Below are 26,219 nucleotides of genomic sequence, written 5' to 3'. Positions count from 1 at the left end.
CGAGCCTATCGTTTGCCGGTCCTCGCCGGTGAGGCCGGGGCGGGGGCCGAGGCAGGGGAGGTGGCCCCGCGCGTCCGGATCGGGGGCGTCAGCATACCGAGCACCGCGGCGACGCCGACCTCGAGCGCGGCGAAAGCGCCGACCAGCATCGGGTTCGGTCCGACGTCGACGAGACGGCCCGGTCCGAGCGCCCCGCCGGACCACCAGGCCAGCACTCCGAGGACAATTCCGGCCACGACGCCGGCCAAGACGCCGGTGAGCGCGAGCCGGCCGCGACCGACGCCGGCCCCGCCCGCACGGTACTGGCGCTGCCGGGTCGCGACGGCCGCGAGATAGCCGAGGAGCACGGGCACGAGCAACCCGAGATACCCGAAGGCGAGGCTGCCGTGCGGGAGCACCCCGAGCAGCGGCAGGCCGGGCACCTGGCCGAGGACGGTGCCGACCGGGGACACGCTCGAGCCCAGGCCGACGGCGACGCCGGGTCCGACGAACCAGGCCGCCGCCCAGATCACGAGGTTGGGAATGAGGGCGAGCTGGGCGATCGTCAGGGTGATGCCGCCCATCACGCCGGCCTGCACGGTCTCGTAGAGTCCGATGATCGTCGCGAAGTTGCTGAGCACGAGCACGAAGACGGCGAGGGCCGCGACGCCGATCGTCCCGGTCGCGGCACCGAAGCCGGCACGGAGGGCGCCGGCCAGGATCGAGCGCCATTCGGCAGGCACCTCCGGCGGCCGGGGCAGTCGCGGCAGGGCGGGAAGCGCGGGGAACGCGGGAAGGGCGCGCAGCCAGGCCGGGCGCGTCGTGCGCGAAGCGGATGCCGCGCCCGCGGATCCCCCACCGGTGCCGGCCGCTGCGGGGCGGCCGGTGGCCCCGCGACCGGGTGCCGGGTGCGCGGATGCCCCGGGAAGGTGAGGCGCCTGGCCGGAGACCGGGTGCTCCGGCGACTCGGTCCGATGACGCGCGCCGATGAACACCCCGGCGGCGAACACGGCTGTGGGCAGGAGCACGCCCTGCGGGATCGACGGCTGCAGGGCATCCGTGCCGACGGTGAGGGTGAGCAGGGTCGCGAGCAGCCCGTAGACGGGGATCGCGGTCAGGACGCCGGTCCAGCGGTGCGGCGAGTCCGCCGCACGACGGCCGGTGTGCCTGCCGAGGAACAGGGCGAGCACGGCGAACCCGAGGAGCGCGATCGTGAGCGAGAACGGGGCCTCCGCGCCGGGCAGGCCGAGCGCGGCGACGACCGTGGGGTCCAGCTGGACGGCGAGGTCGACGCCGTTGCCGAGCAGCCAGACGTTGACGGCGGCGCGCCAGAAGACGAGCCAGTCGACCGCGAGACCGTACTGGGTGGCCCACAGGATGGTCAGGGGCACGAGGGAGACGCCGACTCCGATGGCTACGACAATGAGCGCCTCGAGTGCGGCGAGCAGGGCTGTCGTTAAGCGGTTCATCCGGTGGGAGCCTACCTCGCCCGGCTGACCGGTCCCCGCGCCCCCGCCGCGACGCGCGAAAAAAAGGGGGCCCGCCGTGGTGGCGGGCCCCCTTTGGGCTCTGCGAGCGGATGCCGGGCTACAGCGCGGCGAGCACCTCGCGCAGCAGGGTCGCGGTCTCGCTCGGCGTCTTGCCGACCTTGACACCGGCGGCCTCGAGGGCCTCCTTCTTGCCCTGGGCGGTTCCGGCTCCGTCGGAGACGATCGCACCGGCGTGGCCCATGGTCTTGCCCTCCGGCGCGGTGAAGCCGGCGACATAACCGACGACGGGCTTGGTGACGTGCGCCCGGATGTAGTCGGCCGCCTTCTCCTCGGCGTCGCCGCCGATCTCGCCGATCATGACGATCGCGAGGGTCTCCGGGTCGTTCTCGAAGGCCTCGAGCGCGTCGATGTGGGTGGTGCCGATGATCGGGTCGCCGCCGATGCCGATCGCGGTCGAGAAGCCGAGGTCGCGCAGTTCGTACATCATCTGGTAGGTCAGGGTGCCCGACTTGGAGACGAGGCCGACCGGGCCCTTGCCGGTGATGTTCGCCGGTGTGATGCCGACGAGCGCTTCGCCCGGCGTGATGATGCCGGGGCAGTTCGGCCCGATGATGCGGGTCTTGTTGCCCTTGGCCTTGGCGTACGCCCAGAACTCGGCGGAGTCCTGGACCGGGACGCCCTCCGTGATGATGACGAGCAGCGGGATCTCGGCGTCGATGGCTTCGATGACGGCGTCCTTGGTGAAGGCCGGCGGGACGAAGGCGATCGAGACATCCGCCCCGGTCTTCTCGATGGCCTCGGCGACCGAGCCGAAGACGGGGAGTTCGACGTCGCCGTGCACGACCGTGGTGCCGGCCTTGCGGGCGTTCACGCCGCCGACGACCTGGGTGCCTGCCTTGAGCATGAGGGCGGTGTGCTTGGTGCCCTCACCGCCGGTGATGCCCTGGACGATGACCTTGGAGTCCTTGTTGAGGAAGATAGACATGTTCGAAAATCCCTTACTTCGCGGCGTAGGCGAGCTCGGCGGCCTTGGCGGCGCCCTCGTCCATGGTGGCGGCCAAGGTGACCAGCGGGTGGTTGGCCTCGGTGAGGATGCGGCGGCCTTCCTCGACGTTGTTGCCGTCGAGGCGCACGACGAGGGGCTTGTTCGCGGCGCTGCCGAGCTCGGCGAGCGCGCCGACGATGCCGCGGGCGACCGCGTCGCAGGCGGTGATGCCGCCGAAGACGTTGACGAAGACGCTCGTGACCTGGGGGTCGCCGAGGATGACGTCGAGTCCGGCCGCCATGACCTCAGCGGATGCTCCGCCGCCGATGTCGAGGAAGTTGGCCGGCTTGACGCCGCCGAAGTTCTCGCCCGCGTACGCGACCACGTCGAGCGTGGACATCACGAGACCGGCGCCGTTGCCGATCACGCCGACGACGCCGTCGAGCTTGACGTAGTTGAGGTCGTTGAGCTTGGCCTTGGCCTCGAGCGGGTCAGCGGCGGCCGCGTCCTCGAGCAGGGCGTGCTTCGGGTGGCGGAAGCCGGCATTCTCATCGAGGGTGACCTTCCCGTCGAGGGCGATGATGTCGCCCTCCTCGGTCAGGACGAGCGGGTTGACCTCGACGAGCGTCGCGTCCTCGCCCTTAAAGACGTTGTAGAGCTGCACGAAGACCGGGGCGACCTTCTCGACGAGCTCGGCGGGGAACTTCGCCTCGACGGCGATCCGGCGTGCGGTGTCGAGGTCGATCCCGAGGTTCGGGTCGATCGCGACGTACGCGAGCGCTTCGGGCTTCTCGACGGCGAGAACCTCGATTTCGACGCCGCCCTCGTAGCTCGCGAGCGAGAGGTAGGAGCGGTTGGAGCGGTCGAGCAGCACCGAGAAGTAGAACTCCTGCTTGATGCGCGCACCGCCGGCGACCATGACCCGGTTGACGGTGTGCCCCTTGATGTCGAGTCCGAGGATCGCCTGGCCTGCCGCGAAGGCGTCGTCGGGGGTCTTGGCGACCTTGACGCCGCCGGCCTTGCCGCGACCGCCGACCTTCACCTGGGCCTTGACGACGACGACACCGCCGAGCTTCTCGGCAGCGGCGCGCACCTCCTCGGGTGTGTCCGCGATGATGCCCGGCAGAACCGGGACTCCATACTGCTCAAACAGGTCTCTTGCCTGATATTCGTAAAGGTCCACGCTGCTCTTTCCAATCCACGACTGAGCGTTCCTGCAGGGTACGAGGGGTGTGACGGCACAGCGTCCGGCATCGAATGTAGCTCGACGTCGAGACAATCTGACCAGTTCAAACTCTAGCGTCACACGTAACCCCCGCCTCGCCAAACCGTCAGGGCGGCAGTACCATGCCAGCCACACCCCCCGACACCCGGAAGGGACCGCGCATGGCCGGACCGTTCAGGACATCCGCTCCCCCGCATATTCTCGAACTGCGGGTGCACGGCATCAACAACACCTCGCCGTTCGCGCTGCTCGACCTGCCGCCGGACGAGGTCGAGCTCGCCGCCGGCGACGTGCTCGGCAGCTTCTGGACGCCGACGGACGACTCCCTCCGGCGTCATCGCCGGGCAGCGGATGCCGCGGAGCAGCGCGGCTACGTCCCTCGCCGGATCCGCCGCGAGGCGTACTCCTGGGGCGGGCTGGTGCGCAGCACCCCCGGCGGGGCCGGGCCGGTCTGGGCGGTCCTCGCCGCGCTCGCCCGGATCGGCTGGGCGCTGCTCCTCCCGTTCTCGATCGCCAACGCTGCCGCCTGGTGCTGGCGGCTCCCGACCCAGGCGGTGCCGCGCGGACTCAGCGTGCGGGCCGGGGTCATCCGCTTGTTCGGCGTGCTGCTCACGCTCCTGCTCGTCGCGACGGTCGCGAACCTCGGCGTCGACCTGCTGGCCCGGCAGTGCTACGTCGACGGGGCGCTGGTCTGCTCCGGGTTGCCCGGTGCACTCGGCGGCCTCGGCGCGTGGACGACCGGGCAGCGGATGGCCGTCTTCTCGCTCGCGCCGATCGCGATGATCCTCGGCATCTGGCAGCTCTCGAACGGGGCACGGCTGCGGTACGACGTCGCCGACCGCTACCTCGCTGCCCGGCCGGCGGCGGCACGACCGGGCGTGCGACCGGCGGACGGGCGACCCGGCACGCCGACCGTCGCGCCCCCGCCGCTGCTGGAGTCGCCGCAGCTCTGGAATCGGCGCGGCGAAACGCACCGGCTCTCGCTCACCCACCTCGCGGCCGGGCTGAGCCTCAGCTCGCTGCTCTCGTGCGCCGCCCTCGCCGGCGGCGCTGGAGGAGCCGCGGTGCGCGCAGGCGCGTCCGGAACGGCGGCGGGCGTCGTCGTCCTGGTCGCGGGGGCCCTGCTCCTGGCGGCCCTCGTGACCGCGTTCTGCACGCGCACTCTTCCCGTCGAACCCATCGCACGCACGACGGCGGCCCGGTGGCACACCGCGCTCGTCCTGCTCGGCATCGTGACGCACCTCGCGGCGCTCGTCGTCCTCGGGCTTGCCCCGCCCTTCCCCGGCGACGGCGGCGCGGCGGGCCCCGGACCGACCGGGGAGGCGGCGGCCTCCGTCGCCTCGATCTCCTCGATCACGCTGCTCGCGCTCCTCGGCGGCATGCTCGCCTGCATCGCGGCGAGCGCCGCGTTCCGCTACCCCGCCCCGCACGGCCGACTTCGGTTCGAGGCGTGGCACGGCCTCGCGCCGGCCGTGTTCCTGACCATCGCCCTCACCGTCGGGCTCATCCTGTCGAGCCTCCTCACGGTCGGGGTCGGCACCTGGCTGAACGGCGGGGCCGGCGCGAGCGCCCTGCTCGGTGCGCCGGCGAACGCGGCCGGGTCGCCGGCGACGCCCGTCCTGACCGTGCCTGGCGTGTACCCGTGGTTCGGGGGGCTCGCATTCGCGCTCCTCGCCGCGGCGGCGCTCTCCATTGCCTGCGCCATGATCCGACCGCGCCGGGTGGGCCCGCGCGTCGCGGAGTGGAGCCCGGACGACAGCCCGCCCGGGTCCGGCGGCGTCGGACCGGGTCCGGCGAGCACGGTCGGCGCCGGAGGCGGCACGGCGGGAGCCGTCCCCGCCACGACCGGCGACGACGCGGGAGAGCCCGGCTTCGGCGGACCCGGCGGCCCGGGCGCCCCCGGTGGCGAGACCCCGATGCCGGCGGGATCAGAGGCCGAACTCGTGGCACTGCTCCGTCCCGTGCGCGACCGGAAGCGGGCGCTCGCGGCTCGCCTGCACCTCGTCGAACCGGTCACCGGGATCCTCGCCGGGGCCGGCTTCCTCGCCCTCCTCGCGACCGAGGTCCTCACCCTCGTCGTGCCCCGGCTGGTGCCGGCGGATGCCGCGACACCGGCACCGGGGTCCGTCCCGACCGACGGCATCACCGCCCCGCCCGGGCTGCTCGCCTGGCTCGACGTGTCGATGGCCGGTTGGGCGGGCGTCGCCGTGATCGTGCTCGCCGGGCTCGTCCTTCGTCCGGCCCCCGGGCGGGCGACGAGGCCGCTCGCGATCGTCTGGGACCTCGCCTGTTTCCTGCCGCGTGCCGGGCATCCGCTCGGCGCTCCCTGCTACACCGAGCGGGCCGTGCCCGAGGTCTGCCGCCGGGTGCTCTGGTGGCTGGACGGCCGGGCGGACGGCACGCCGCCGCGGCAGCGGGAGGTCGTGCTCGCCGCCCACAGCATGGGCACGGTCGTCGCGATCGCCGCGCTCTTCTCGCTGGCCGCGCACCCGGACTGGTCGGCGCGGCGGGACCGGGTCTCGCTGCTGAGCTTCGGCGTGCAGGTGCGGCCGTTCTTCGGACGGTTCTTTCCCGAGATCCTCGGGCCGGACGTGCTCGGCACCCTGCCGTGCCAGCGCCCGCGACTGTGGAGCGCCGACCCGTGGCTGGCCGACGCCCGGGCGACCCCGCTGCCGCCGGAACCGGCTTCGCCCGCTGCCGCGCTCCCGGTGCGGCGCTGGATCAGCCTGTGGCGGGCGACCGATCCGCTCGGATTCCCGGCCTGGTCGAACCGGGCGCCGGGCAACCCGATCGACCGCTTCGCCGACGAGATCGACACGAGCGGGTACACGGGCGCGGTCGGCACCCACGGCGAGTACTACCGCACCCGCCAGTACCACGACGCCCTCGCCGACCTCGCCGGCACTACCCTCCCTGCCTAGCCTCCGCGAGACTCACTTGCCGAGCGCGAAGAGGGCGGAGGAGGCGAGCGCGGTGCCGACGCCGATGGACTGCGGCAGCGTGAGGCGCTCCCCGAGGACCGCGATCGACAGCAGGATCGTCGCCACCGGATACAGGGCGACCAGAACGCCGACCACGGCGAGGTTGCCGGAGTACAGGGCGACGAGCAGGAGGGCGTCCCCGACGCCGAGCAGCACTCCGGCGACCATGCTCCCGGCGATCCAGCGCGGCCCGGCCGACCGCAGCCGGCCCAGCACGAACGGGCGTCCACCGGCGGACCTGCTGCGCCACATCCCGAGCGCCAGCAGCAGCAGGAGGCCGATGCCGATCTCCACGAAGGCCGGGACGAGCCCGGCGGACCCGGGGGCGAAGGAGAGCGCGACCGTGGACAGGCCGAACGCGATCCCGGATCCGATGCCGACGATCCAGGCCTGGCGGGACACCCGTGCGCTTCCCTCGCGGCGCGAGGTCGACACCAGCACGGCGCTCGCGAGGGCGAGACCGACGGCGACCCAGGCGGCGCCGGAGAGCTGCGTGCCCGCCACGGTGGCGGCGCCGACCGGCACCCCGGCGACGAGGAGGCCGATCACCGGGGAGAGCACGCTCACGGGACCCACCGTGAGCGCCTGGTAGAACAGCACGAAGCCGACGACGGCGGCCACCCCCGAGACCGCACCCCAGAACACCGCGCCCTCCGACCAGGTTCCGCCCACGACGAGCAGGCCCGCGCTGAGCGCGACCGTCGCCCACAGGTAGGTCAGGGTCGTCGCGGGCAGCACTCCGAACCGCCGTGCGCCGAGGGTTCCGAAGAAATCCGAAATGCCATAGGACAGCGCGGACGCGAGCGTCAGCACGACCACCAGAATCACGAGACCATCCTCCAGCACGACGGCCCGGCGCGGCAATGCCGCGTGCGCGGCCGACGCACCGCGTTCGTTCGGGCCGGCAGAGCCGGGACGGCGGACCCGGGGACGGCGAAGGACGGCGGAGTCGGGTCGGGCCCGGGTCGGGGCCAGGGTCGGGGCATGGCCGGACCGGGCCGGGGCCGGGCTGGCGTGAGTAGCGCGAACGCCCCGGGGCTGCTTGACTTCGGGCATGACTGAACTCGATCACGGCATCGAACCGCACGCCCCCGGCCACGCCGAACGGCTCAACTGGCTGCGCGCCGGCGTGCTCGGAGCAAACGACGGCATCGTCTCCGTCGCGGCACTCGTCGTCGGCGTCGCCGCGGCCACCCCGGATGCCGCGGCGATCCTGATCGCCGGAGTCGCGAGCCTGCTCGCCGGGGCGATCTCGATGGCCCTCGGCGAATACGTCTCGGTCAGCAGCCAACGCGACACCGAACGCGCCCTGATCGCCAAGGAACGCTGGGAGCTCGCCAACCTGCCCGAGCAGGAACTCGCCGAACTCGCCGAGATGTACCGGGCGAAGGGGCTGAGCGTTGAGACGGCCCGCCGCGTCGCGGACGAGCTCACCGCGCACGATGCCCTCGCCGCGCACCTCGAGGTCGAACTGCACATCGGCACCGAGGAGCTCTCCAACCCGTGGCACGCGGCGTTCGCATCCGCACTCGCGTTCACCGTCGGCGCGATCCTGCCGCTGCTCGCGGTGCTGCTGCCACCGCCTGCGTGGCGGCTGCCCGCCACCTTCCTCGCGGTGGCGGTCGCGCTCTCGATCACCGGCTGGCTGAGCGCGTACCTCGGCGGAAGCCCCCGCGGCCGTGCGATCGCCCGGGTCCTCGTCGGCGGCCTGCTCGCCCTCGCCGTGACCTGGGCGATCGGCGCCCTGATCGGCACCTCGATCTGACCGTAGGCTGGTGCCATGTCCTCACCACGCACGCTCCCCGCATCCGCTCTGCTCGCGGCGGGCATCGACGCCGCCCTCGTGCTCGTCTTCGCCGCGATCGGCCGCGCGAGCCACGGAGAGGACCTGCTGGGAGTGTTGACGACCTGGTGGCCGTTCCTCGGCGGCCTCACGATCGGCTGGCTGATCATGCGCGCCTGGCACGCCCCGCAGCGGATCGTCTACACCGGGCTCGGCGTCTGGCTGTGGACGGTCGCGGGCGGGTTGCTCCTCCGGGTCGTGAGCGGTCAGGGCATTCAGCCGAGCTTCATCGTCGTGACGGCGATCGTGCTCGGCCTGTTCCTGGTCGGCTGGCGCGGCATCGCGGTGCTGGTGCGCCGGATCCGTGCGCGTCGCCAGACCGCGACGCCGGTCCGGTAGCCTCAGCCGGCCGCGATCGCGTCGTAGCCGAGGAAGGCCGAGAAGAGCACGGCCGCGACGAGCGCCGCTGCGGCGAGCGCGCGCATCCGCTCCATCGGGCTGCGGCCCAAGGCGACGGCGAACCCGGCCCCGGCAAGGGCCTCGCACCACCACTGCGGGCCGCCGATGAGCACGATGCCGTACAGGCCCTCGCCGAGGATGAGTCCTCCGACGATCGCCGCGGCGACGATCCGCTGCCGCGGCAGGGCGCTGCGGGCCAGCGCGCCGGCCCAACCGCAGAGTGTCCCTGCGGCGACGCCGGCAACGCCCCAGAGCAGCAGGATGCGCGGCGATGCCGGCTGCGGCGCCAGGAGCACCCACGCGGAGACCATCGTGAGCAGGGCGAGCGCCCCGACTCCGGCCGCGGTCCGGCCGCGCACCCGGAGCGCTGCGGTGACGAGGAACGGCACGAGGCCCCAGAGCGCACTCGTGTTCGCGAGGGTGTCCCACGGCGCGGGCAGCACCGCGAACGACAGCCGGGCGAGAAGCCCGGCCGCGACTCCCGCGGCGGCGGCCCAGAGGTACCCGGCACCCCGGCGGCGCGGTACGGGCTCTCGGGAGGTCACGGCCCCAGCCTAGGTCCCCGACCCACCCGCCCTGGTCGGCATAACTCCTGCACATCTCCAGACGGCGGGATAGCCGCCGCGTGTTTCCGGGCCTCGGGAGTCCCTCCGGCAGAATGTGCAGGAGTTATGCCTCGGCAACGACGAAATGCCGCAGCCAGCGCCCCGCGGGTGCGGACGCTGGCTGCGGCAGGGGCGGTCGGTTAGACGAGAACCTTGAGGGAGGTGTTCCAGTTGAAGTCTTCGAATGCCGGGTTGACCTGCAGGGTCATCACGAGGAACTGGAAGCCCTCGAGCTCGCGGGCACGACGCAGCGGGCCCACGACGATCGGGCGCTGGCCGGCATCGGTGACGAAGGCGGCCACGGCCGCATTGGCCTCGTCGGAGTCGGAGGCGATGAACACGTCGAGCGGGAGGCCGGCGGCGGTGCCTGCGACGAGGGCGCCTGCGAAGGTCGTGTTGAAGGCCTTGACGATGGTCGCTCCGGGTGCGGCGAGTGCGGCGAGCTCTTCGGCGGCGGAGGTGCCGGGGGCGACGACGAGGGAGTCGAAGGTGCTGAAATCGACGGGGTTGGTGATGTCGATCACGGTCTTGCCGGACAGTGCGGAACCGAGGGCGGTGACGACGTCCTTGGCGGCGTCGAACGGGAGTGCGAGCACCACGATGTCGCCGGTCAGCGGGCTGGTCAGCGTCCCGGAGGTGACCTCGGCGCCGAGCTCGGTGGCAAGCGCCGCCGCCTTGGCGGGGTCACGGTCGAGGATCTGGAGGCCGCTTCCGGCGACGACGGCACGGGTGCCGATGCCGCGAGCCATGTTGCCGCTGCCGATGATCGTGATGTTCGTCATAGTCGTTCTTCCTCCGGAAAAGTGTCGAGTGGATGCTGCCTCCGGCGGGATCCCCGTCACAATTACTTGAAGCAACAACTAAAGGTTACGACTTTTTAGTTGAACCGTCAAGTTAACCGGTAGAATTCTCGTCATGACCGAACCGCGCTGGCTGACAGATGACGAACGCGAAGCGTGGCTGCGCCTGATGGCCGTGACCATGCTCCTTCCGGGACGACTCGAGACGCAGTTGAAGCGGGATGCCGGGCTGAGCCACTTCGAGTACTACGTGCTCGCGATGATCTCCGAGAGCACCGACCGGTCGCTGGCCCTGAGCGAGCTCGCCGCGCGCACGAACTCGTCGCTGTCCCGCCTGTCGCACGTGATCGCCCGGCTCGAAGTCCAGGGCCTGCTCACCCGGTGCGCCTCGCCGAGCGACGGTCGCACCTCGATCGCCCAGCTGACCGAGGCGGGCTGGGCGAAGGTCGTCGCGAGCGCGCCCGGCCATGTCGAGGAGGTGCGCTCGGTGGTCTTCGACTCCCTGACCCCCGGGCAGGTCGGCCAGCTCTCCGAGATCTGCGGCAGCCTGCTGGGAACCCTGGACCCCGACCACCGCCTGCTCCGCCCGAGCTGAGCGCGCCCCGGGTTACCGTTCGTAGTCGTCGACGTCGTCGAAATCGTCGGCATCATCGATGTCGATGATGCTGTGCTCGTCGACGCCGCGGTCGTCCTCGTCCTCGTCGTCCTGTTCGACGGCGCGATCGTCGGCGTCGATCGTCCAATCGAGATCATCGTCCGGGTCGTCCTCCGGAACCAGGTCGTCCTCGAGGGTGAGCCCGACGTCGTCGATGTCGCGATCTTCGTCCAGGCCGTCGCTGCCGGAGTCCGTTCGCCGTGGCCAGAGCCCGTCCGGGTCAATTCTCATAGTCGCTGCCTCCTCGTCGGAAGAGGGACGTCCCCCGCTGGGTGCCCCCCGCGCGAGCAACGGTACGCCACCGCCCCGCCACCGACAAGGGCCGGATGGACCCTGTTCATAACCGGCGGGAATCGGGCGCGAACGGTGCCGGGCCTGCTCAGCCGGGGCCGGAGCGCAGCCCTGCGGTGGCGACGAGCGAGCCGTCCCGCAGGACGGCGAGCACCTCGATCGGGAAGGTCTCGATGCTGCGGTTCAGCGCCGCCTCCCCTCCGGCCACGATCGTCGTGGCGAGCACGTCGACGGTCACGATGTCGAGCCCGATCACGCTGACCTGCCGGTACGGTGCGGTTCCGCCGCCCGCGCTCGTCCAGATGTGCTCGCCGCGCTCGGCGCTTCCCGAGGTCGCGACGGCCCGCACCGGGGCGACGAGCGGCACGGAGGCCAGGAGTTCCTGCCGGTTCGCCGGATCGACGATGCCGGCGACCCAGTCCTGGCCGGGTGACTGGTCGCCGCTCACGAGCAGGTCGCCTCCCGCGTTGACCGACCACGCCGAGAGGCCGAGACCCAGCAGGGCCTCCCCCGCTTCCGCGATCGCGAGGCTCTTCACGACCCCGGACAGGTCGAGCACGCCGTCGGCGCGGTGCGGTGTGAACACGCCGTCCGTGCGGTCGCGCCAGTCGAGCGCGATCGCGTAGCAGTCGCGCAGGTCGGCGCTCGCCTGGGTGAGGCGGATGTCGCCGCGCGCGATCCTGCTGATCTCCGAGTCCGGCCGGTACAGGCTGAACCGCTCGTCCCAGCGGGTGAACACGTTTCGGACGGCGGCGAGGGCCTCTTCCGGCACGGGGACTCCTGCGCGGCCTCCGTCTGCCGCCGCGCGACCGACCGCCGCACCGGACGTCCCGCCTGCCGCGCCGCCGATCCGAAGGCTCACGACGGTGCCCATGGTCTCGAAGGTCTGCACGTCCATGGCACCCACGCTAGCGGCGCCGATTGCCGGAAGCACGATCTAGAACCCGGCCGTGTCGAGCGCCGCCTGCAGGGAGGTGGTGTACCCCTTCGAGGTGTATGTGGCGCCGCTGACGTTGCTGACTTTCGCGGATTGGGCGGAGAGCACCTCGGACCGGAGGATCGGGGCGGCCTGCGCGCTGATCGCGACGGAGCGGCCGCCGTCATTGGTCAGCTGCAGGGCGGTGACCTCGGTGATCGTGCCATTGGCGATCGTGACGGAGACCTGCACCGGGCCGAAACGGGTCTGCACGGTCGACCCCGTGAAGGTTCCGGTCGGCCGGGCCGCCGGGGCTGGCGCTGCAGGGGCCGGCGCTACCGGGGCGGGTGCCGCAGGGGCGGGTGCCGCTGCGGGCGCGGTCGAGCCCGCGGACACCGTCGCCGGGCCGGAGACGGCCGGTGCGGAGGCGGTCGGCGTCGGCGTTGCCGGGCCGGCGCTCGGCGCGGGGATCGTCGCTGGCGCCGCCTGCGGCGCCGAGAGCGCCTGCATCGACGCATTCGCCTGGGCGCCGACCTGCCAGCCGACGGCGAGCACGGACAGGGATGCCAGGGTGGCCAGGCTGACTGCGCGGGCCCTCACCAGTCGAACCTTTCGAAGTGGATCTGCCGGGTCGGCAGGCCGGCTGACCGGGCGTCCCGCACGACCTCGTCCGTCCACTTGCGTGGCCCGCAGATGTAGACATCCGCTTCACGGAGCTTGGGCACGAGAGTCGCGAGGGTGATCCGGGCCTGGACGGCGTCGCCGGGGAGCCAGCTGCTGGTTCCGGGGGCGCGCTTGCCTGCGATGATGCGCAGTTCGGCGCCGCGGGCCCGACACAGGGCCGCGAGTTCATCGACGAGGTAGGTGTCGTCGACCGTGCTCGACCGGAGGAGCACGGTCGCCTGCCCGGGTGCGAACGTGGCGGTCTCGAGCAGCGAGCGAATCGGGGCGACCCCGATGCCCGCGGCGATCAGGACGATCCGAGGCGAGGTGCGGGCGAAGTCGGTGAAGAGTCCGTACGGGCCTTCGAAGCTCACCCGGGTGCCGACGGGCACGCGGGGCAGCGCGGAGGACGCGTCGCCGAGCCCGCGCACCGTGATGCGGAGGGAATTGTGGGTCGGCGCGGCAGAGAGCGAGAACGGGTGCGCCTGCCACCACAGCCCGGGGGTCCAGAACCGCCAGATGAAGAACTGGCCGGACTTCGCCTTGAGGCTGCGCAGCTGGCGGCCGGAGAGGCGGATCGAGACGACCCCGCGAGCCTCCTGGTCGACTCCGACCACGGTGAGGCGAGCCCGCAGCGAGCGCACGATCGGCACGATGAAGCGGAAGAGGATGATGGACCCGGCAACGCCGGCATACAGGGCCAGCCAGTAGTAGCGCTGCAGCGACCCCTCGCGGAACAGGGTGCCGACGCTGAGCTGGTGCGGAATCGCGACGAGCACCGCAACGTACGAGAGCAGGTGCACGAGGTGCCACACCTCGTAGCGGAACTTGTGCCGCACGATGACGAGCGAGGTGATCACCACGGCGATGAGCAGGCCCACCCCGAGGAACGCGAGCGGCATGTCCGGCAGCGACGAGAACATGATCCATACCTCGTCGAAGAACCCGGCGGGCTGCACGAGCGCGTAGCCGATGGTGAGCAGCACGGCGTGGGCGAGGATCAGGTAGAGCGCCGGCTTGCCGAGCGACTGGTGCAGCGCCATCGCGCTGTCGTGGCCGAAGGCCCTGTCGATTGCGGGCAGACGCGCGGCGAGCAGCATCATCACGAGCAACAGGTCGGTGCCGACCAGGCCGGTGACGATTCCGAGTGCCGTGATGGCGTCGGCCGGTGTGCTGATCCTCGCCGCTCCCCCGTCGGCGAGGAAGACCGCGACGACGAGCGCCACCGAGACCACCGCGAGGATTTGCAGGCTGTCGGCCAGACGCATCCGCCGCGGGTAATTCGGGTGGATGCGCGGCGGGGCGTTGTGCTGTCGTGCACGCGTGTCGAGGCTCATACGGTGAGCATCCCCGGAGAATCCAGTGAATCTCTATCGAGCACCTGAGAGTAACCTGTGTGTCGCCAATGTGCGCTGCACGAGTTCACAGGTTCCCCTCGTCCGCTGCAGAACGGATGCCCGCGGCTAGAACCCGGCGGCGTCGAGCGCCGCCTGCAGCGAGGTGAGGTACCCCTGGGTCGTGTACGTTGCGCCGCTCACATTCGCCACCGCGGCGGACTGGGCTTGCAGCACTTCGGCCTTGAGCACGGGGGCCGCGCGGTTGCTGATCTGCACCGACCTGGAGTCCTTGTCGGTCAGCTGGAGCGCCGTGACGTCGGTGATCGTGCCGTCGGCGAGGGTGACCGACACCTGCATGTTGCCGAACCGGGTGGCCACGACAGAGCCGGTGAAGGTCCCGGTGATTCCGGCCGCCGCGGGGGTCGCCGTCGGGGTCGGGGTCGCCGTCGCTGCCGGCGCCGCGGTGGCGGTCGCGGTTGCCGCGGCCGCCGGGGTCGACGCGACGGGGGCGGATGCTGCGGCCGACACCGTCGCATCCGTCGCGGTCCCGCCCAGGGTGTCCTGCAGGGAGGCGATGGCCGGCGTGCCGACCAGCCAGCCGATGGCCAGTACGGACAGGGACGCTGTTGCGGCCGCAGCCGCTGCTCGTTTTCTCACCAGTCAAACCTTTCGAAGTGGATCTGTTGCGTGGGGAGTCCGGCCGAGCGGGCATCCCGCACGACCTCGTCGGTCCACCGCCGTGGACCGCAAATGTAGACGTCCGATTCGCTGAGCATCGGAACGAGGGTGTTCAGGGAGATCCGCGCGTTCACGGCGTCTCCGGGCAGCCAGCTGTGGGCTCCGGGAGCACGCGTGCCGGTGATGATGCGGAACTCGGCACCCCGGAGGCGGCAGAGCTCGGCGATCTCCTCGACGAGGTAGCTGTCGGCGACGGAGTGCGAGCGCAGCAGCACGGTCGCCTGCCCCGGCGCGAAGGTCGCCGTTTCGAGGAGCGCGCGGATCGGAGCGGCCCCGATGCCGGCCGCGACGAGCACGATCCGCGGGCTCGTCCTGGCCCGGTCGGTGAACAACCCGTACGGGCCTTCGAAGCTCACCCGGGTCCCGACCGGCACCGAGGCGAGGTCGGTCGAACCGTCGCCGAGGGCGCGCACCGTGACCCGGAGGGAGTTGTGGGCCGGCGCGGCGGAGAGCGAGAACGGGTGCACCTGCCACCACTGCCCGGGCGTCCAGAACCGCCAGATGAAGAACTGGCCTGCGGTCGCCTGCAGGTGGTGCAGCTTGCGTCCGGAGAGGCGGATCGACACGACACCGGGCGCCTCACGATCAACGCCGGCGACGACGAGCCGGGAGCGCAGCGACCGCACGATGGGGAGCACCACCCGGTAGACCACTACGGATCCGGCCACGCCGACGTACAGGGCGAGCCAGTAGTACCACTGCGGCGAACCGGCGACCAGGACCGTGCCCGCGGTCAGCATGTGCGGCAGCGCGGCGAGCACGGCGACGTACGAGAGCAGGTGCACGATGTGCCAGACCTCGTAGGGCAGGCGGTGACGCACGATGACGAGCGAGGTGACGACTACGACGACGAGCAGGCCGAGGGCGATGAAGGCCAGGAGCATGTCGGGCATCCCGGTGAGCATGCTCCAGGTCTCGGCGAACACGTTCACCCCGCTCGAGAGTGCGTAGCCGATGATCAGGAACACCGCGTGGGCGAAGAGCAGGTACAGGGCAGGTTTGCCGAGCGACTGGTGCAGCGCCATGGCGCTGTCATGGCCGAAGGCCCGGTCGATCGCGGGCAGCCGGGCGGCGAGCAGCAGCATCACGAGGAGCAGGTCGGTGCCGACGAGGCCGGTCACGATGCCGATCGAGGTGAGCGTGTCCGCGAGGGTGCCGAAGCGGGCCGGCCCGCCGGAGCCGAGGAAGAGGGCGACGGCGAGCGCGACCGAGACGATGCAGAGCACCTGCAGGGTGTCGGCGAGGCGCATCCGTCTCGGGTAGTTCGGGTTGACGCGCGGGGCGGGTCGACGGCGGATGTGCGTCGTCTCGGGGAGACGCTGCTGGAGGAGCAGGGGTCTGGTGTCGAGGCTCATGTTCCGAGCATCGGGCCACCTCCCATGCGGAGGCTTTCGATAGCCTATGAACCGGCTATGAGCCGCTGGGCGCTTCCGTCGGTCCCCGACGTTCGCGACGCTGGGCGGCGGCTCCGGCCCCGAACCGGAACAACAGCACGAGCAGGATCGCGACCCCGGCCCCGAGTGCGGTCTCGACGACCCGGTCGACGAGCAGGGCAGGCACCGGAACGGGGCTACCGAGGTGCACGACGGAGAGCGCGAGCGGGGTGATGAAGAGCAGAGCGGCACCGTAGTGCTTGCCGACCAGGATCTCGGCGCCGAACTGGCTGACCGTGATCACGACGACGAGCCAGGCGACGGATGGCCCAGGCAGCAGCACGAGACCGGTCACCACCACGCCGAGTGCGGTCCCGACCACGCGGTGCACCGCGCGGGAGATCGAGTGGGCTGCCCGGGGCGGTGGCAGCACCGCGACGACGGCGACGACGGCCCAGTAGGGGTGCCCGATGCCCACGATCATGGCGAGGCCACCGGCCAGGAGCACGCCGACCACATTCTGCAGGATCACGAGCCAGACCTGCGGGTCGCGGTAGGTGGCGGGGCGAAGCCGCGGAGCGCGCGGCAGGTCCTTGAACAGGCCGGTCGAATGCGGCTCGAACATCCGGCGGAGGCCCCAGCCGGACATGGTGAGCAGCCAGGCGAGCACGGCCGCGGCGACGGCGACGAGCATCCGCTCGCCGACCTCGCCGGGCGGAGTCGGCAATTGCGCGCACACGGAGAACGCGAAGACGAAGAACAGCGGGGTACCGGGCACGAGCCCGGCCGTCGTCGCAACGAGGATGCCGCCGATGACTACGAGCAGCAGGCCGCCGACGAGGAGCGGAAGCCCGGCGACGGCGACGCCGAGGGCGAGGGCGATGCTGCCGAGCAGGAAGGCGCCGGCGATCGTGATCGTGCGCGCCCGGAGCCGGTAGGGCTCTCCGCGGCCGTAGAGAGCGGTCATCGCCCCGAAGGATGCGTATGCGGTCCAGTCGATCCGCCCGGCAATGATGAGCACGATGAGGGGGATGGCCACGGCGAGGCTGGCCCGCAGCGCGACCTCGACGTCGAGTGCGCGCAGGGACCTGAGCCGGGCGAGGAGGGTCTCCGGAGTCTCCGGAATCTCGGGAGCGAGCGCTCCCGGCACTAGATCTTCTCGATCGGCGCGATCTTGATCAGGAGCTTCTTTGCGCCCGCCGTGTCGAACTGGACATGGGCGACCCGCTTGGTGCCTTCGCCGGTGACCTGGTTGACGCGGCCGTCGCCGAAGCTCGAGTGCCGGATCCGGTCGCCGGCAGCGAGCTCGAGGTCGCCGTTGTCGCGGACCTGGGTGACGGTGTTCGCCCACTCGGTCTTCGGTTTCGGGGCGGGCGGCAGCTCGCTGAAACCGCTGCGCGTGGAGTTGAAGCCGCCGCCGAAACCGTCGCGACGGTTGAGCGCACGCGACTGGGTGCCGTTCCGCGAATTGGCCATGCCGGGCGACTGCTTCCAGTCGATCAGCGTGGCCGGGATCTCCTGCAGGTACCGGCTCGGCATGGCCACGTTGATCTCGCCGAACTGGGCGCGGGTCATAGCGAGCGAGAGGTAGAGACGCTGCCGGGCCCGGGTGATGCCCACATAGAAGAGGCGACGCTCCTCGGCGGGTCCACCGGGCTCATTCGCCGACATCTGGTGGGGCAGCAGCCCCTCCTCGACCCCGGTCAGGAACACGGCCTCGTACTCGAGGCCCTTCGCGGTGTGCAGGGTCATCAGGGAGACGGTGCCCGAGGCATCGTCGAGGTCGTCGGCCGCAGCGACGAGCGACACCTGGGTGAGGAAGTCGACGAGGCCCGCGTCGGGGTTCTCCCGGTTGAAGTCCTTCGTCTGCGCGACGAGTTCCTCGATGTTCTCCGCTCGCGCTTCGTCCTGGGGGTCGCGGCTGTTGCGCAGCACCGTGAGCAGCCCGCTGCCCTCGAGCACGAAGGTCAGCAGCTCGGAGACGTTGACCGGCCCGCCGGGATACGCGGGGTCGATCTTGAGGGCGGCCTCGTCGAGCACGCCGGCCAGCTGCAGGATGGCGCCGGTGACCTTCGGGCCGAGTCCGAGTGATGCGGAGTCGCGCATCGCCTCGCGGAAGCTGATCTGGTTCGCTTCGGCGAAGCTGCTGAGCCCGGTCTCGGTGGCCGGGCCGATGCCGCGCTTGGGGGTGTTCAGGATGCGCCGCAGGGCGAGCTCGTCGTCGGGGTTGGCGACGGAGATCAGGTAGGCGAGGGCGTCCTTGATCTCGGCGCGCTCGTAGAACTTGGTGCCGCCGACGACGCGGTACGGCACGGCGGCGCGGACGAAGATCTCCTCGAGCGCCCTGGTCTGGGCGTTGGTGCGGTAGAACACGGCCATGTCCCGGTAGGCCATGCCCGCCCCGTGCAGGGTCTCGATCTCGTCCGCGACGAACTGGGCCTCGTCGTGCCCGTTGTACGCGGTGTAGCCCACGATCTTCTCGCCGTCGCCGCCCGCGCTCCACAGCTTCTTCTCCTTGCGGTCGAAGTTGTGGCCGATCACGGCGTTCGCCGCGGAGAGGATGTTCTGGGTCGAGCGGTAGTTCTGCTCGAGCAGGATGACCTTCGTGCCGGGGAAGTCGCGTTCGAATTCGCTGATGTTGCGGGTGTCGGCACCGCGGAAGGCGTAGATGGACTGGTCGGAGTCGCCGACGACGGTCAGGGACGCACCGGGGATGCCGCCGCTCGGTTCGCGCAGGTTGCGCACGTGCACGCCGGTCGCCTCGAGCTCGTCGGCGAGCTCGGGCGTGACGGGGAGAGTGAGCTCGCGCACGAGGGAGTACTGGGCGTGGTTGGTGTCCTGGTATTCGTCGACGAGGATGTGCCGGAAGCGGCGCCGGTAGGTTGCGGCGACGCGGGGGAACGCGCGGAAGAGGTAGACCGTCTCGCCGATCAGGTCGTCGAAGTCGAGGGCGTTCGCCGCACGCAGCCGCTGCGTGTACTGGCGGAAGATCTCGATGAACATGACCTCCTGCGGGTCACTGAGGTTGGCGTTGCGGGCGTAGGAATCGACGTCCGCGAGCTCGTTCTTGAGCTTGGAGATCTTCGCGGCGGCGTTGCCGGGGGTGAATCCGTAGCTGTCGGCGTCGAGCGACTTGATGATGCGTTTGAGGGTGACCTTCGTGTCCGCGGAGTCGTAGATGCTGAAGCTCGACGAGAGACCGGCGCTTTCGGCCTCGCGGCGCAGGATGCGCACGCAGGAGGAGTGGAAGGTCGAGATCCACATTCCCTCGGCACCCTCGCCGAGGAGCACCTTGACGCGCTCGCGCATCTCGGCGGCGGCCTTGTTGGTGAAGGTGATCGCGAGGATCTGGCTCGGGTAGGCCTCCCGGGTCTCGAGAAGGCTCGCGATGCGGCGGGTCAGCACACTCGTCTTGCCACTGCCCGCGCCCGCGATGATGAGGAGGGACGGCCCGCGGTATTCGACGGCCTCGAGCTGCTGCGGGTTGAGCCCGTCGAGCAGGGGGCTCTGCCGGTGGCCGGTATCTCCGGTGGGGCCGCCGGGGCCGGCGCCATAACCGGCGCCATAGCCGTCGAGGATTATCGGCGTTGCCGAAGGAGTGCGTACGGGGGTGTTGTCCGGGTCGAAGGGCGTCATCATCTCGCCTCCAAGTCTAAGCGGTGCCCCTGACACCGGCCGAGGCGCCCCGGCGGGCGTGACCGACCGCAGCTCAGTTGAATGCCGCCCGGTTCAGCGGTCCTCGCGGGCCTCGGCGGCGAGTTCGTCGCGGACCGCGACGGCGAGGTCGGGGTGGTCGGCGAAGACTCCGTCGATCCCCGTGCCCATGATCGTGCGGAACTCGGTCTGCCAGTCGCCGAAGTCGGCGCGGAACCGCCCGCGCTGGAAGGTCTTCGCGAGGAACACGTTCTCCGGGCGCAGGGTCCAGCAGTAGATCTCGAGGTTGGCGGCGTGGGCGGCGTCGACGAGGTCCGAGGCGCCCGTGACGTGCCCGTCCTGCCCGATCTCGAGGATGAGCGATTTCGGGACGCTGACCCCGTCGACGAGTCCGCTCAGCCCGTATAGGCCCTGGTCGGTCAGGTAGTCCGCATAGTCGGGAGCGGCCCGGCCGACCAGGCGAACCTGGTCTGCGGGCTTCCCCGTCGCCTCGAGCAGGAAGATCCGTTTTCCGTAGATGCCGCGCGCATAGACCTGGTCGAGCAGGGTGCGTTCGAAGCTCTCGATCGTGAGTCGTCCGTCGCCCGCGTTCCAGCCTGCGGTGTTGACCTCTGCGGCGAAGAGTTCGTCAATGGGGAAGCCGATCGACTCGAAGTAGCTCGCGTGCTTGATCTCGGCGACGACGCCGACGGGGCGCCTCGCCCGGCTGGACACCCGGTCCATCAGCTTGAACACGTCGCGCAACCGGAGCAGCGGGAAACGACCGTCGAAGGACGCGCTGGCCTTGCGCAGGGCCGGCAGTCGTTCCCTCGCGCGCAGGGTGCGCAGTTCGGCCCAGGTGAAGTCCTCGGTGAACCAGCCCGTCATGCGGATGCCGTCGATGACCTTCCGGGTACGGCGGTCGGCGAATTCGGGGTGCGCCGCGACATCCGTCGTCGCGGAGATCTCGTTCTCGTGCCGCACGATGAGTACACCGTCCCGGGTGACGACGACGTCCGGTTCGACCGCGTCAGCGCCGAGGGCAACCGCGAGTTCATAGGCGCCGCGGGTGTGTTCCGGCCGGTAACCGCTCGCCCCGCGGTGACCGATCACGATCGGTTGCATGCCCTGACCATACGCGCTGCTGGCAGACTCGAAGCGATGACACTCTGGAGCGAACCCGACACCCGGCGCCACACGCCGGGCGTGTACCGCGCCCGCCTGACAGTCGGAGTCTCCCTGGTCGCGCTCGGCGTGGCCGCAACGAACCTCACGAGCACGTACAGTCTCTTCTTCCTCGCCCTCGGTCCGGCCCTGCAGTTGCTCGGCTGGCTCGCGATGCCCGGTGCGCTCTGGCGGCGGCTGCTCGTGATCCTCCCCGCGGAGATCGCCGCGCTCACGCTGCTGGCCGGACCCGATTTCACCGGCGCGTTCGCCGTGCTCCTCGCGTGCTGGCTGTTCGTGCGGCACCGGCCGGGCATCAGCTACCTGGTTCTGCTCGTCCCGGTCGTGGTGAGTTTCATCCTCAAGCTGTCGCTGCACAACTCCTCGCAGAACTGGGTCGGCGACGTGGCCGGCTCGGTCACCGTGATCGCCTCGGCGTGGCTCGCCCGGTGGCTCGCGCAGCGGCGCTGGGCGCGGCTCAATCCGCCGCCGGCCGGTGAAACGGCCGGACCGGGTGACGCCGGGGACAATCCCTCAGGATCTACTCGGCAGACGCCCAGCAGGGCTGAATAGACTCTCAGAAACGCCCACCGGCGCGTTGCCGGATCCCCGGCGTTGACAATATCCGACCTGATTGAGATCTTAGGAACATGGCATCCTCAAACCCCGCATTCTCGCGCAATCCCGCCTTTGCCGCACAAGGATCAGCGGCAGCGACCAGCCTGACCGAAGCTGACCTGCAGCGCATCTACGAAGCGCCGTCCGCAGGCTCACAGGACACCGGCCGGATGACCTACGAAGACACCATCGTGAAGACCACGCTGAGCTTCGCCCTGTTGCTCGTCGCGGCGGCCGCATCCTGGCTGCTGACCCCGACGATGCCGTTCCTGCCGTTCCTCGGCATGATCGTCGGCCTCGTGCTCGGCCTCGTCAACGCCTTCAAGAAGGAGCCGTCCCCCGGCCTGATCCTCGGCTACGCGGCGGCGGAAGGCCTCTTCGTCGGCGGTATCTCGTACATCTTCGAGGCGATCTACCCGGGCGTCGTCGTCCAGGCCGTGCTCGCGACCCTCGTGGTCGTCGGCGTGACCCTCGCGCTGTTCGCGAGCGGCAAGGTACGCGCGTCCAAGCGCGCGACGAAGGTGTTCATGGTCGCGATGGTCGGCTACTTCGTGTTCTCGCTGCTCAACTTCGGCCTCGTCGCCTTCGGAGCCGTCGACAGCCCGTTCGGCCTCAGCAGCAACGTGAAGATCTTCGGCATCCCCCTCGGCGTCGCGATCGGCATCCTCGCGGTGCTGATGGCCGCGTACTCGCTCGTTCTCGACTTCGACTTCATCCAGCGCGGCGTCAACAACCGCGTCGCACGCAAGTACGGCTGGTCCGGCGCGTTCGGCATCATGGTCACCGTCGTCTGGCTCTACGTCGAACTGCTCCGCCTCTTCGCGATCTCGCGAAACTAAGCAGGACCCGCGCGGGCGCGAGCTCCCGCACAGAACGTGAAGTCGGAGATTCTCGCGACACGCCGCATCCGCAGGCCGGATGAAGGGTGTGTCGGGAAGATCCCCGACTTCACGTCGTTAAAGCGGGCGGCGTGGCGACGGAGTCCGGTTCAGATCCAGCCCTTGTCCGTCGCGGTGCGGATCGCCTCTGACCGGTTGCGCGCCCCGAGCTTGGCGGATGCCGCCGAGAGGTAATTCCGGATGGCCCCGGGACTCAGGTGCAGCGAACGCGCGACCTCGGGGGCACTCCGCCCCTCGGCCGCGAGGAGCAAGACCTCGGTCTCCCGCGCGGTGAGCGGCGATTCGCCGTACATCATCGCGTTGATCGCGAGCTGCGGGTCGATCGCGCGTTCGCCGGCCTGGATCTCCCGGATCACGGCGAGCAGGCGTCCTGAGGCCAGGTCCGTGTGCTGGAAGCCATCCACGCCGCCCCGGATGGCGCGCCGGACGTCACCGGGCCGCGGATGGCTCGCGAGCAGCAGAACCTTGACCCGCGGGTCGGCGGCCTGGATCAGTGGGAGCAGCCCGAGGCCATCGATCCCGGGCAGGTGGATGTCGAGGACGATGACGTCGGGAGCGGTGCGGCGCACCGTCGACAGGACCTCAGCGCCGTCGCCGATCGCGGCAACGACCTCGATATCGGCTTCGAGCGAGAAGACCGCCACGAGCGCCGTACGCAGGAGGACGTGATCCTCGACGAGCAGCACCCGGATCAGCGAGCCAGGCACCGGTGCCGGGGCAGGATGCGCGGGCTCGGTGGGGTCGAAGCTCATCCAGTACCTCCCCACGTCGGTCGACTGCCCGCGATCACGGCAGTTGTGAGGTGGAAGGTCGCGTATGGACTCTAGCAAACCCTGGCGCCGAAAAACCCCCCGAACGGGGTGAGAATCTGCAGAGAAGTCCCGATCACAGACGGAGCGGTCAGCGCTGGGATGACGAGGCCTCCACGCGCCATTGCTCGTCCGGCCCCCGGGAGCGCGAGCTCGCCCGGCTCATCGAGAAGGTGCGCGTGCGAAACCGCCAGGACAACCGGACCATCGCGATGCCGGACTGCCGGTAGTGCTCGGCGAGCGCGCGGGTGAACACGGCGCGGCCCGGCACGTCGACCCAGCCGTCGACGCCGGTGTACACGGCTTCGACACGCGGCCGGGCCGCCGCGTTCCGGAACAGGGCGAGGGCCTCCGGTGCGATCTCGTCGCCATCGGCGGCGACGCGATGCCGGGGAGCGGACGTTTCGGCAGGGCCGCTCCGGGGCGCAGTGAACGACGGGCCTGGCTCATCATCGAACCCGTACGTTTCCGAAACCGTGGAATTCATGGGCGTCACCTTCGTCGGGACGGCGCCCCGGCCGGAATACCCGGCCGGCCGATGCCGCGGAAAGACCTCCGCGGGATCGCCGGAGAGCCGAAGCGGCTCCCGTCGACGCTTCCCCCTCATCCTCACGCGGATGCCGCGGCGCGGGAAGTACCCGCTGTCACCGCTCCCCCATGACAGCTGTCACCTCGGAGCGACCCCGTCTCCCGAGGTACGGAAAAAGCACCCTCATTGTGACAACGAGGGTGCTTCGTCCGTACTTCACCGGGAGAGGGTCACTCCCACTCGATGGTTCCCGGCGGCTTCGACGTGACGTCGAGAACGACGCGGTTGACGCCATCCACTTCGTTCGTGATGCGGTTCGAGATGCGGGCGAGCAGGTCGTACGGGAGGCGGGTCCAGTCGGCCGTCATCGCGTCCTCAGAGGAGACCGGGCGCAGCACGATCGGGTGGCCGTAGGTGCGGCCGTCGCCCTGCACGCCGACGGAGCGGACGTCTGCAAGGAGCACGACCGGGCACTGCCAGATGACCCCGTCGAGGCCGGCGGCGGTGAGTTCGGCGCGCACGATCGCATCCGCGTGGCGCAGCAGTTCGAGCCGTTCGAAGGTGATCGAACCGACGATGCGGATGCCCAGGCCGGGTCCGGGGAACGGCTGGCGCTGCACGATCTCCGGCGGCAGCCCCAGTTCGGCGCCGATCGCGCGCACCTCGTCCTTGAACAGGGTGCGGAGCGGTTCGACGAGTTCGAACTTCAGGTCTTCCGGCAGGCCGCCCACGTTGTGGTGGCTCTTGATGTTCGCGGTGCCGCTGCCGCCGCCGGACTCGACGACGTCGGGGTACAGGGTGCCCTGCACGAGGAAGCGAATCGGGTCGCCGTCCAGCTCCGCGGCTTCCTTGATGAGCTCGGCCTGGGCCTGCTCGAAGGTGCGGATGAACTCGCGGCCGATGATCTTGCGCTTGGTCTCCGGGTCACTGACGCCCTCGAGCGCGGCGAGGAACTGCTCGCGCACGTCGACGGTGACGAGGCGCACACCGGTTGCCTTGACGTAGTCTTCCTCGACCTGGCGACGTTCGTCCTGGCGGAGCAGGCCGTGGTCGACGAAGACGCAGACGAGCTGGTCGCCGATGGCCTTGTGCACCAGGGCGGCCGCGACGGCGGAGTCGACGCCGCCGGAGAGCCCGCAAATGACCTTTCCGGTGCCGACCTGGGCGCGGATCTTCGCGACCTGTTCCGCGATGACGTTGCCGCTGTTCCAGTCGGCGGGAATCCCGGCGGCCCGGTGCAGGAAGTTCTCGAGCACGTCCTGGCCGAATTCGGTGTGCTTGACCTCGGGGTGCCACTGCACGCCGTAGAGGCGGCGGTCGTCGTTCGCGAACGCGGCGACCGGGGTCGAATCGGTCGAGGCAAGCACCGCGAAGCCCTCGGGGGCGCGCGAGACGGAATCGCCGTGGCTCATCCACACGGTCTGCTCGTTCGGCTGCCCGGCGAGGAGGACGTTCTCCCCGGTCGCGACCGTCACGGGGGTCGAGCCGTATTCGCTGAGCCCGGTGTGGGCGACCTCGCCGCCGAGGGCGGTCGCCATCACCTGGAAGCCGTAGCAGATGCCGAGCACGGGGATGCCGAGGTCGAAGATCGCCGGGTCGAAGGTCGGGGCGCCCTCGGCGTAGACGCTCGAAGGTCCTCCGCTCAGCACGATCCCGACCGGGTTCTTCGCGGCGACCTCCGCGGCGGTGATCGAGTGCGCGACGATCTCCGAGTAGACGGATGCCTCACGCACGCGGCGCGCGATCAACTGGGCGTACTGGGCACCGAAGTCCACCACGAGAACGGGGCGGTCGATGCCGGACGCCTCCGTCGGGGTCACGACCGCGGTCGGGTCGGCAACTGAAGTCATGAATGGGCCTCCGCACCCTCGGCGTCGGAAAGCGCCCTGGCGGCAAGCCAGGCACGAACCTCGCGGGCGACGCGGCCCTCGAGGAAGAAGGACAGGGTGGGGATCACGCCGCCAAGGGCGATCAGCAGGAACCGGGTGAACGGCCAGCGCATCAGGCTCCAGAGCCGGAAGTCCGCGAACAGGTAGAGCACGTAGAACCAGCCGTGCATGATCAGGATCGCGGTGCTCAGGTTGAACGCGGTGACGGTGTCCCTCGGGACGAGCAGCCCGTACGGACCGCCCAGCTCGAGCTCGTACTGGAAGACGAACTTCAGGACGACCTCGGCGCAGAGCAGCAGCAGGAAGACGCCGGTGATGATCGAGGAGGTCTGGTAGAGCTTCAGCGCCCCCGGGATGCTGGGAACATCAGCGGGTCTGGGTTCGAGTGGCATGCGCCA

Annotated in this window: 25 protein-coding genes; 6 read left to right on the top strand and 19 right to left on the bottom strand. The window is 70.6% G+C overall.

Annotation, left to right across the window (positions count from 1 at the left end):
* Nucleotides 1-5 precede the first annotated feature (5 nt).
* The 3 genes from MQH31_RS01925 to sucC all read right to left on the bottom strand — a co-directional run bounded on the left by MQH31_RS01925 (nucleotide 6) and on the right by sucC (nucleotide 3,637).
* Nucleotides 6-1,448, bottom strand: coding sequence for a cell division protein PerM (locus MQH31_RS01925; protein ID WP_243010704.1), 1,443 nt, complete (start codon nucleotides 1,446-1,448; stop codon nucleotides 6-8).
* A 118-nt stretch (nucleotides 1,449-1,566) separates the two neighbouring features.
* A complete protein-coding gene (gene sucD / locus MQH31_RS01920) occupies nucleotides 1,567-2,454 on the bottom strand; it encodes a succinate--CoA ligase subunit alpha (protein WP_134449963.1) in 888 nt (295 codons plus the stop codon).
* A 13-nt stretch (nucleotides 2,455-2,467) separates the two neighbouring features.
* Complete coding sequence (sucC, locus tag MQH31_RS01915) at nucleotides 2,468-3,637, bottom strand: ADP-forming succinate--CoA ligase subunit beta (RefSeq protein ID WP_243010703.1); 1,170 nt, start codon at nucleotides 3,635-3,637, stop codon at nucleotides 2,468-2,470.
* A gap of 203 nt (nucleotides 3,638-3,840) precedes the next feature.
* Between sucC and MQH31_RS01910 the strand changes: the two genes are divergently transcribed.
* Nucleotides 3,841-6,600: a hypothetical protein gene (locus tag MQH31_RS01910; RefSeq protein WP_243010702.1), complete on the top strand. Its 2,760-nt coding sequence runs from the start codon at nucleotides 3,841-3,843 to the stop codon at nucleotides 6,598-6,600.
* A gap of 12 nt (nucleotides 6,601-6,612) precedes the next feature.
* On the opposite strand, the gene MQH31_RS01905 is transcribed toward MQH31_RS01910, so the two are convergent.
* Nucleotides 6,613-7,716, bottom strand: a complete 1,104-nt coding sequence (locus MQH31_RS01905) for an EamA family transporter (RefSeq protein WP_243010701.1) — start codon at nucleotides 7,714-7,716, stop codon at nucleotides 6,613-6,615.
* Here MQH31_RS01905 and MQH31_RS01900 point away from each other — a divergent pair.
* Nucleotides 7,715-8,425, top strand: coding sequence for a VIT1/CCC1 transporter family protein (locus MQH31_RS01900; RefSeq protein ID WP_134534063.1), 711 nt, complete (start codon nucleotides 7,715-7,717; stop codon nucleotides 8,423-8,425). The two genes, MQH31_RS01905 and MQH31_RS01900, sit on opposite strands and share 2 nt — an antisense overlap.
* A gap of 15 nt (nucleotides 8,426-8,440) precedes the next feature.
* Entirely contained in the window at nucleotides 8,441-8,842 is a 402-nt protein-coding gene (locus tag MQH31_RS01895) for a DUF3054 domain-containing protein (protein WP_243010700.1), read from the top strand.
* Nucleotides 8,843-8,844: 2 nt separating this feature from the next.
* Here MQH31_RS01895 and MQH31_RS01890 read toward each other — a convergent pair whose 3' ends face one another.
* Entirely contained in the window at nucleotides 8,845-9,447 is a 603-nt protein-coding gene (locus MQH31_RS01890; protein ID WP_243010699.1) for a DUF6518 family protein, read from the bottom strand.
* A gap of 200 nt (nucleotides 9,448-9,647) precedes the next feature.
* Nucleotides 9,648-10,289: an NADPH-dependent F420 reductase gene (locus tag MQH31_RS01885; protein ID WP_243010698.1), complete on the bottom strand. Its 642-nt coding sequence runs from the start codon at nucleotides 10,287-10,289 to the stop codon at nucleotides 9,648-9,650.
* A gap of 133 nt (nucleotides 10,290-10,422) precedes the next feature.
* On the opposite strand from MQH31_RS01885, the gene MQH31_RS01880 reads away from it, so the two are divergent.
* On the top strand, nucleotides 10,423-10,902 hold the full coding sequence (locus MQH31_RS01880; protein WP_134534071.1) for a MarR family winged helix-turn-helix transcriptional regulator: 480 nt from the start codon (nucleotides 10,423-10,425) through the stop codon (nucleotides 10,900-10,902).
* A 12-nt stretch (nucleotides 10,903-10,914) separates the two neighbouring features.
* Here the strand turns inward: MQH31_RS01880 and MQH31_RS01875 are convergent, their stop codons facing one another.
* The 9 genes from MQH31_RS01875 to MQH31_RS01835 all read right to left on the bottom strand — a co-directional run bounded on the left by MQH31_RS01875 (nucleotide 10,915) and on the right by MQH31_RS01835 (nucleotide 21,038).
* The gene (locus MQH31_RS01875) at nucleotides 10,915-11,193 is read right to left on the bottom strand and encodes a hypothetical protein (protein WP_243010697.1); all 279 of its coding nucleotides are present in this window, start codon (nucleotides 11,191-11,193) and stop codon (nucleotides 10,915-10,917) included.
* A gap of 148 nt (nucleotides 11,194-11,341) precedes the next feature.
* The gene (locus MQH31_RS01870; RefSeq protein WP_243010696.1) at nucleotides 11,342-12,151 is read right to left on the bottom strand and encodes an FAD:protein FMN transferase; all 810 of its coding nucleotides are present in this window, start codon (nucleotides 12,149-12,151) and stop codon (nucleotides 11,342-11,344) included.
* Between the two features lie 39 nt (nucleotides 12,152-12,190).
* On the bottom strand, nucleotides 12,191-12,769 hold the full coding sequence (locus tag MQH31_RS01865) for an FMN-binding protein (protein ID WP_243010695.1): 579 nt from the start codon (nucleotides 12,767-12,769) through the stop codon (nucleotides 12,191-12,193).
* Nucleotides 12,766-14,169 (bottom strand): ferredoxin reductase family protein, encoded by a 1,404-nt coding sequence (locus tag MQH31_RS01860; protein ID WP_241976148.1) that lies wholly within the window; start codon nucleotides 14,167-14,169, stop codon nucleotides 12,766-12,768. Before MQH31_RS01860 ends, MQH31_RS01865 begins: the two co-directional genes overlap by 4 nt.
* A 126-nt stretch (nucleotides 14,170-14,295) precedes the next feature.
* The gene (locus MQH31_RS01855; protein WP_243010694.1) at nucleotides 14,296-14,826 is read right to left on the bottom strand and encodes an FMN-binding protein; all 531 of its coding nucleotides are present in this window, start codon (nucleotides 14,824-14,826) and stop codon (nucleotides 14,296-14,298) included.
* Complete coding sequence (locus tag MQH31_RS01850; RefSeq protein WP_243010693.1) at nucleotides 14,823-16,262, bottom strand: ferredoxin reductase family protein; 1,440 nt, start codon at nucleotides 16,260-16,262, stop codon at nucleotides 14,823-14,825. The genes MQH31_RS01855 and MQH31_RS01850 overlap by 4 nt, the downstream gene beginning before the upstream one ends.
* Nucleotides 16,263-16,317: 55 nt before the next feature.
* On the bottom strand, nucleotides 16,318-17,430 hold the full coding sequence (locus MQH31_RS01845; protein WP_243010692.1) for an FUSC family protein: 1,113 nt from the start codon (nucleotides 17,428-17,430) through the stop codon (nucleotides 16,318-16,320).
* Entirely contained in the window at nucleotides 17,430-19,919 is a 2,490-nt protein-coding gene (locus tag MQH31_RS01840) for an ATP-dependent helicase (RefSeq protein ID WP_372488092.1), read from the bottom strand. Before MQH31_RS01840 ends, MQH31_RS01845 begins: the two co-directional genes overlap by 1 nt.
* 90 nt (nucleotides 19,920-20,009) lie before the next feature.
* Complete coding sequence (locus tag MQH31_RS01835; protein WP_243010691.1) at nucleotides 20,010-21,038, bottom strand: glycerophosphodiester phosphodiesterase family protein; 1,029 nt, start codon at nucleotides 21,036-21,038, stop codon at nucleotides 20,010-20,012.
* A 36-nt stretch (nucleotides 21,039-21,074) separates the two neighbouring features.
* On the opposite strand from MQH31_RS01835, the gene MQH31_RS01830 reads away from it, so the two are divergent.
* Together MQH31_RS01830 and MQH31_RS01825 are read left to right on the top strand one after the other, a co-directional pair.
* A complete protein-coding gene (locus MQH31_RS01830) occupies nucleotides 21,075-21,650 on the top strand; it encodes a hypothetical protein (protein WP_243010690.1) in 576 nt (191 codons plus the stop codon).
* Between the two features lie 77 nt (nucleotides 21,651-21,727).
* Nucleotides 21,728-22,534, top strand: coding sequence for a Bax inhibitor-1/YccA family protein (locus MQH31_RS01825; protein WP_134534081.1), 807 nt, complete (start codon nucleotides 21,728-21,730; stop codon nucleotides 22,532-22,534).
* 149 nt (nucleotides 22,535-22,683) lie between these two features.
* Here MQH31_RS01825 and MQH31_RS01820 read toward each other — a convergent pair whose 3' ends face one another.
* From MQH31_RS01820 to MQH31_RS01805, 4 genes are all read right to left on the bottom strand, one after another.
* Nucleotides 22,684-23,346, bottom strand: coding sequence for a response regulator transcription factor (locus MQH31_RS01820; RefSeq protein WP_243010689.1), 663 nt, complete (start codon nucleotides 23,344-23,346; stop codon nucleotides 22,684-22,686).
* Between the two features lie 148 nt (nucleotides 23,347-23,494).
* Nucleotides 23,495-23,890, bottom strand: a complete 396-nt coding sequence (locus MQH31_RS01815; protein ID WP_243010688.1) for a hypothetical protein — start codon at nucleotides 23,888-23,890, stop codon at nucleotides 23,495-23,497.
* Nucleotides 23,891-24,162: 272 nt separating this feature from the next.
* A complete protein-coding gene (guaA, locus tag MQH31_RS01810; protein ID WP_243010687.1) occupies nucleotides 24,163-25,782 on the bottom strand; it encodes a glutamine-hydrolyzing GMP synthase in 1,620 nt (539 codons plus the stop codon).
* Nucleotides 25,779-26,213, bottom strand: a complete 435-nt coding sequence (locus tag MQH31_RS01805) for a DUF3817 domain-containing protein (protein ID WP_134534087.1) — start codon at nucleotides 26,211-26,213, stop codon at nucleotides 25,779-25,781. The genes guaA and MQH31_RS01805 overlap by 4 nt, the downstream gene beginning before the upstream one ends.
* Nucleotides 26,214-26,219 lie beyond the last annotated feature (6 nt).

The sequence above is a fragment of the Cryobacterium zhongshanensis genome, from assembly GCF_022760445.1.
Classification (GTDB): Bacteria; Actinomycetota; Actinomycetes; order Actinomycetales; family Microbacteriaceae; genus Cryobacterium; species Cryobacterium algoricola.
The sequence above is the reverse complement of the archived record's forward strand: the minus strand, read 5'-3'. Positions and strand labels throughout refer to the sequence as shown.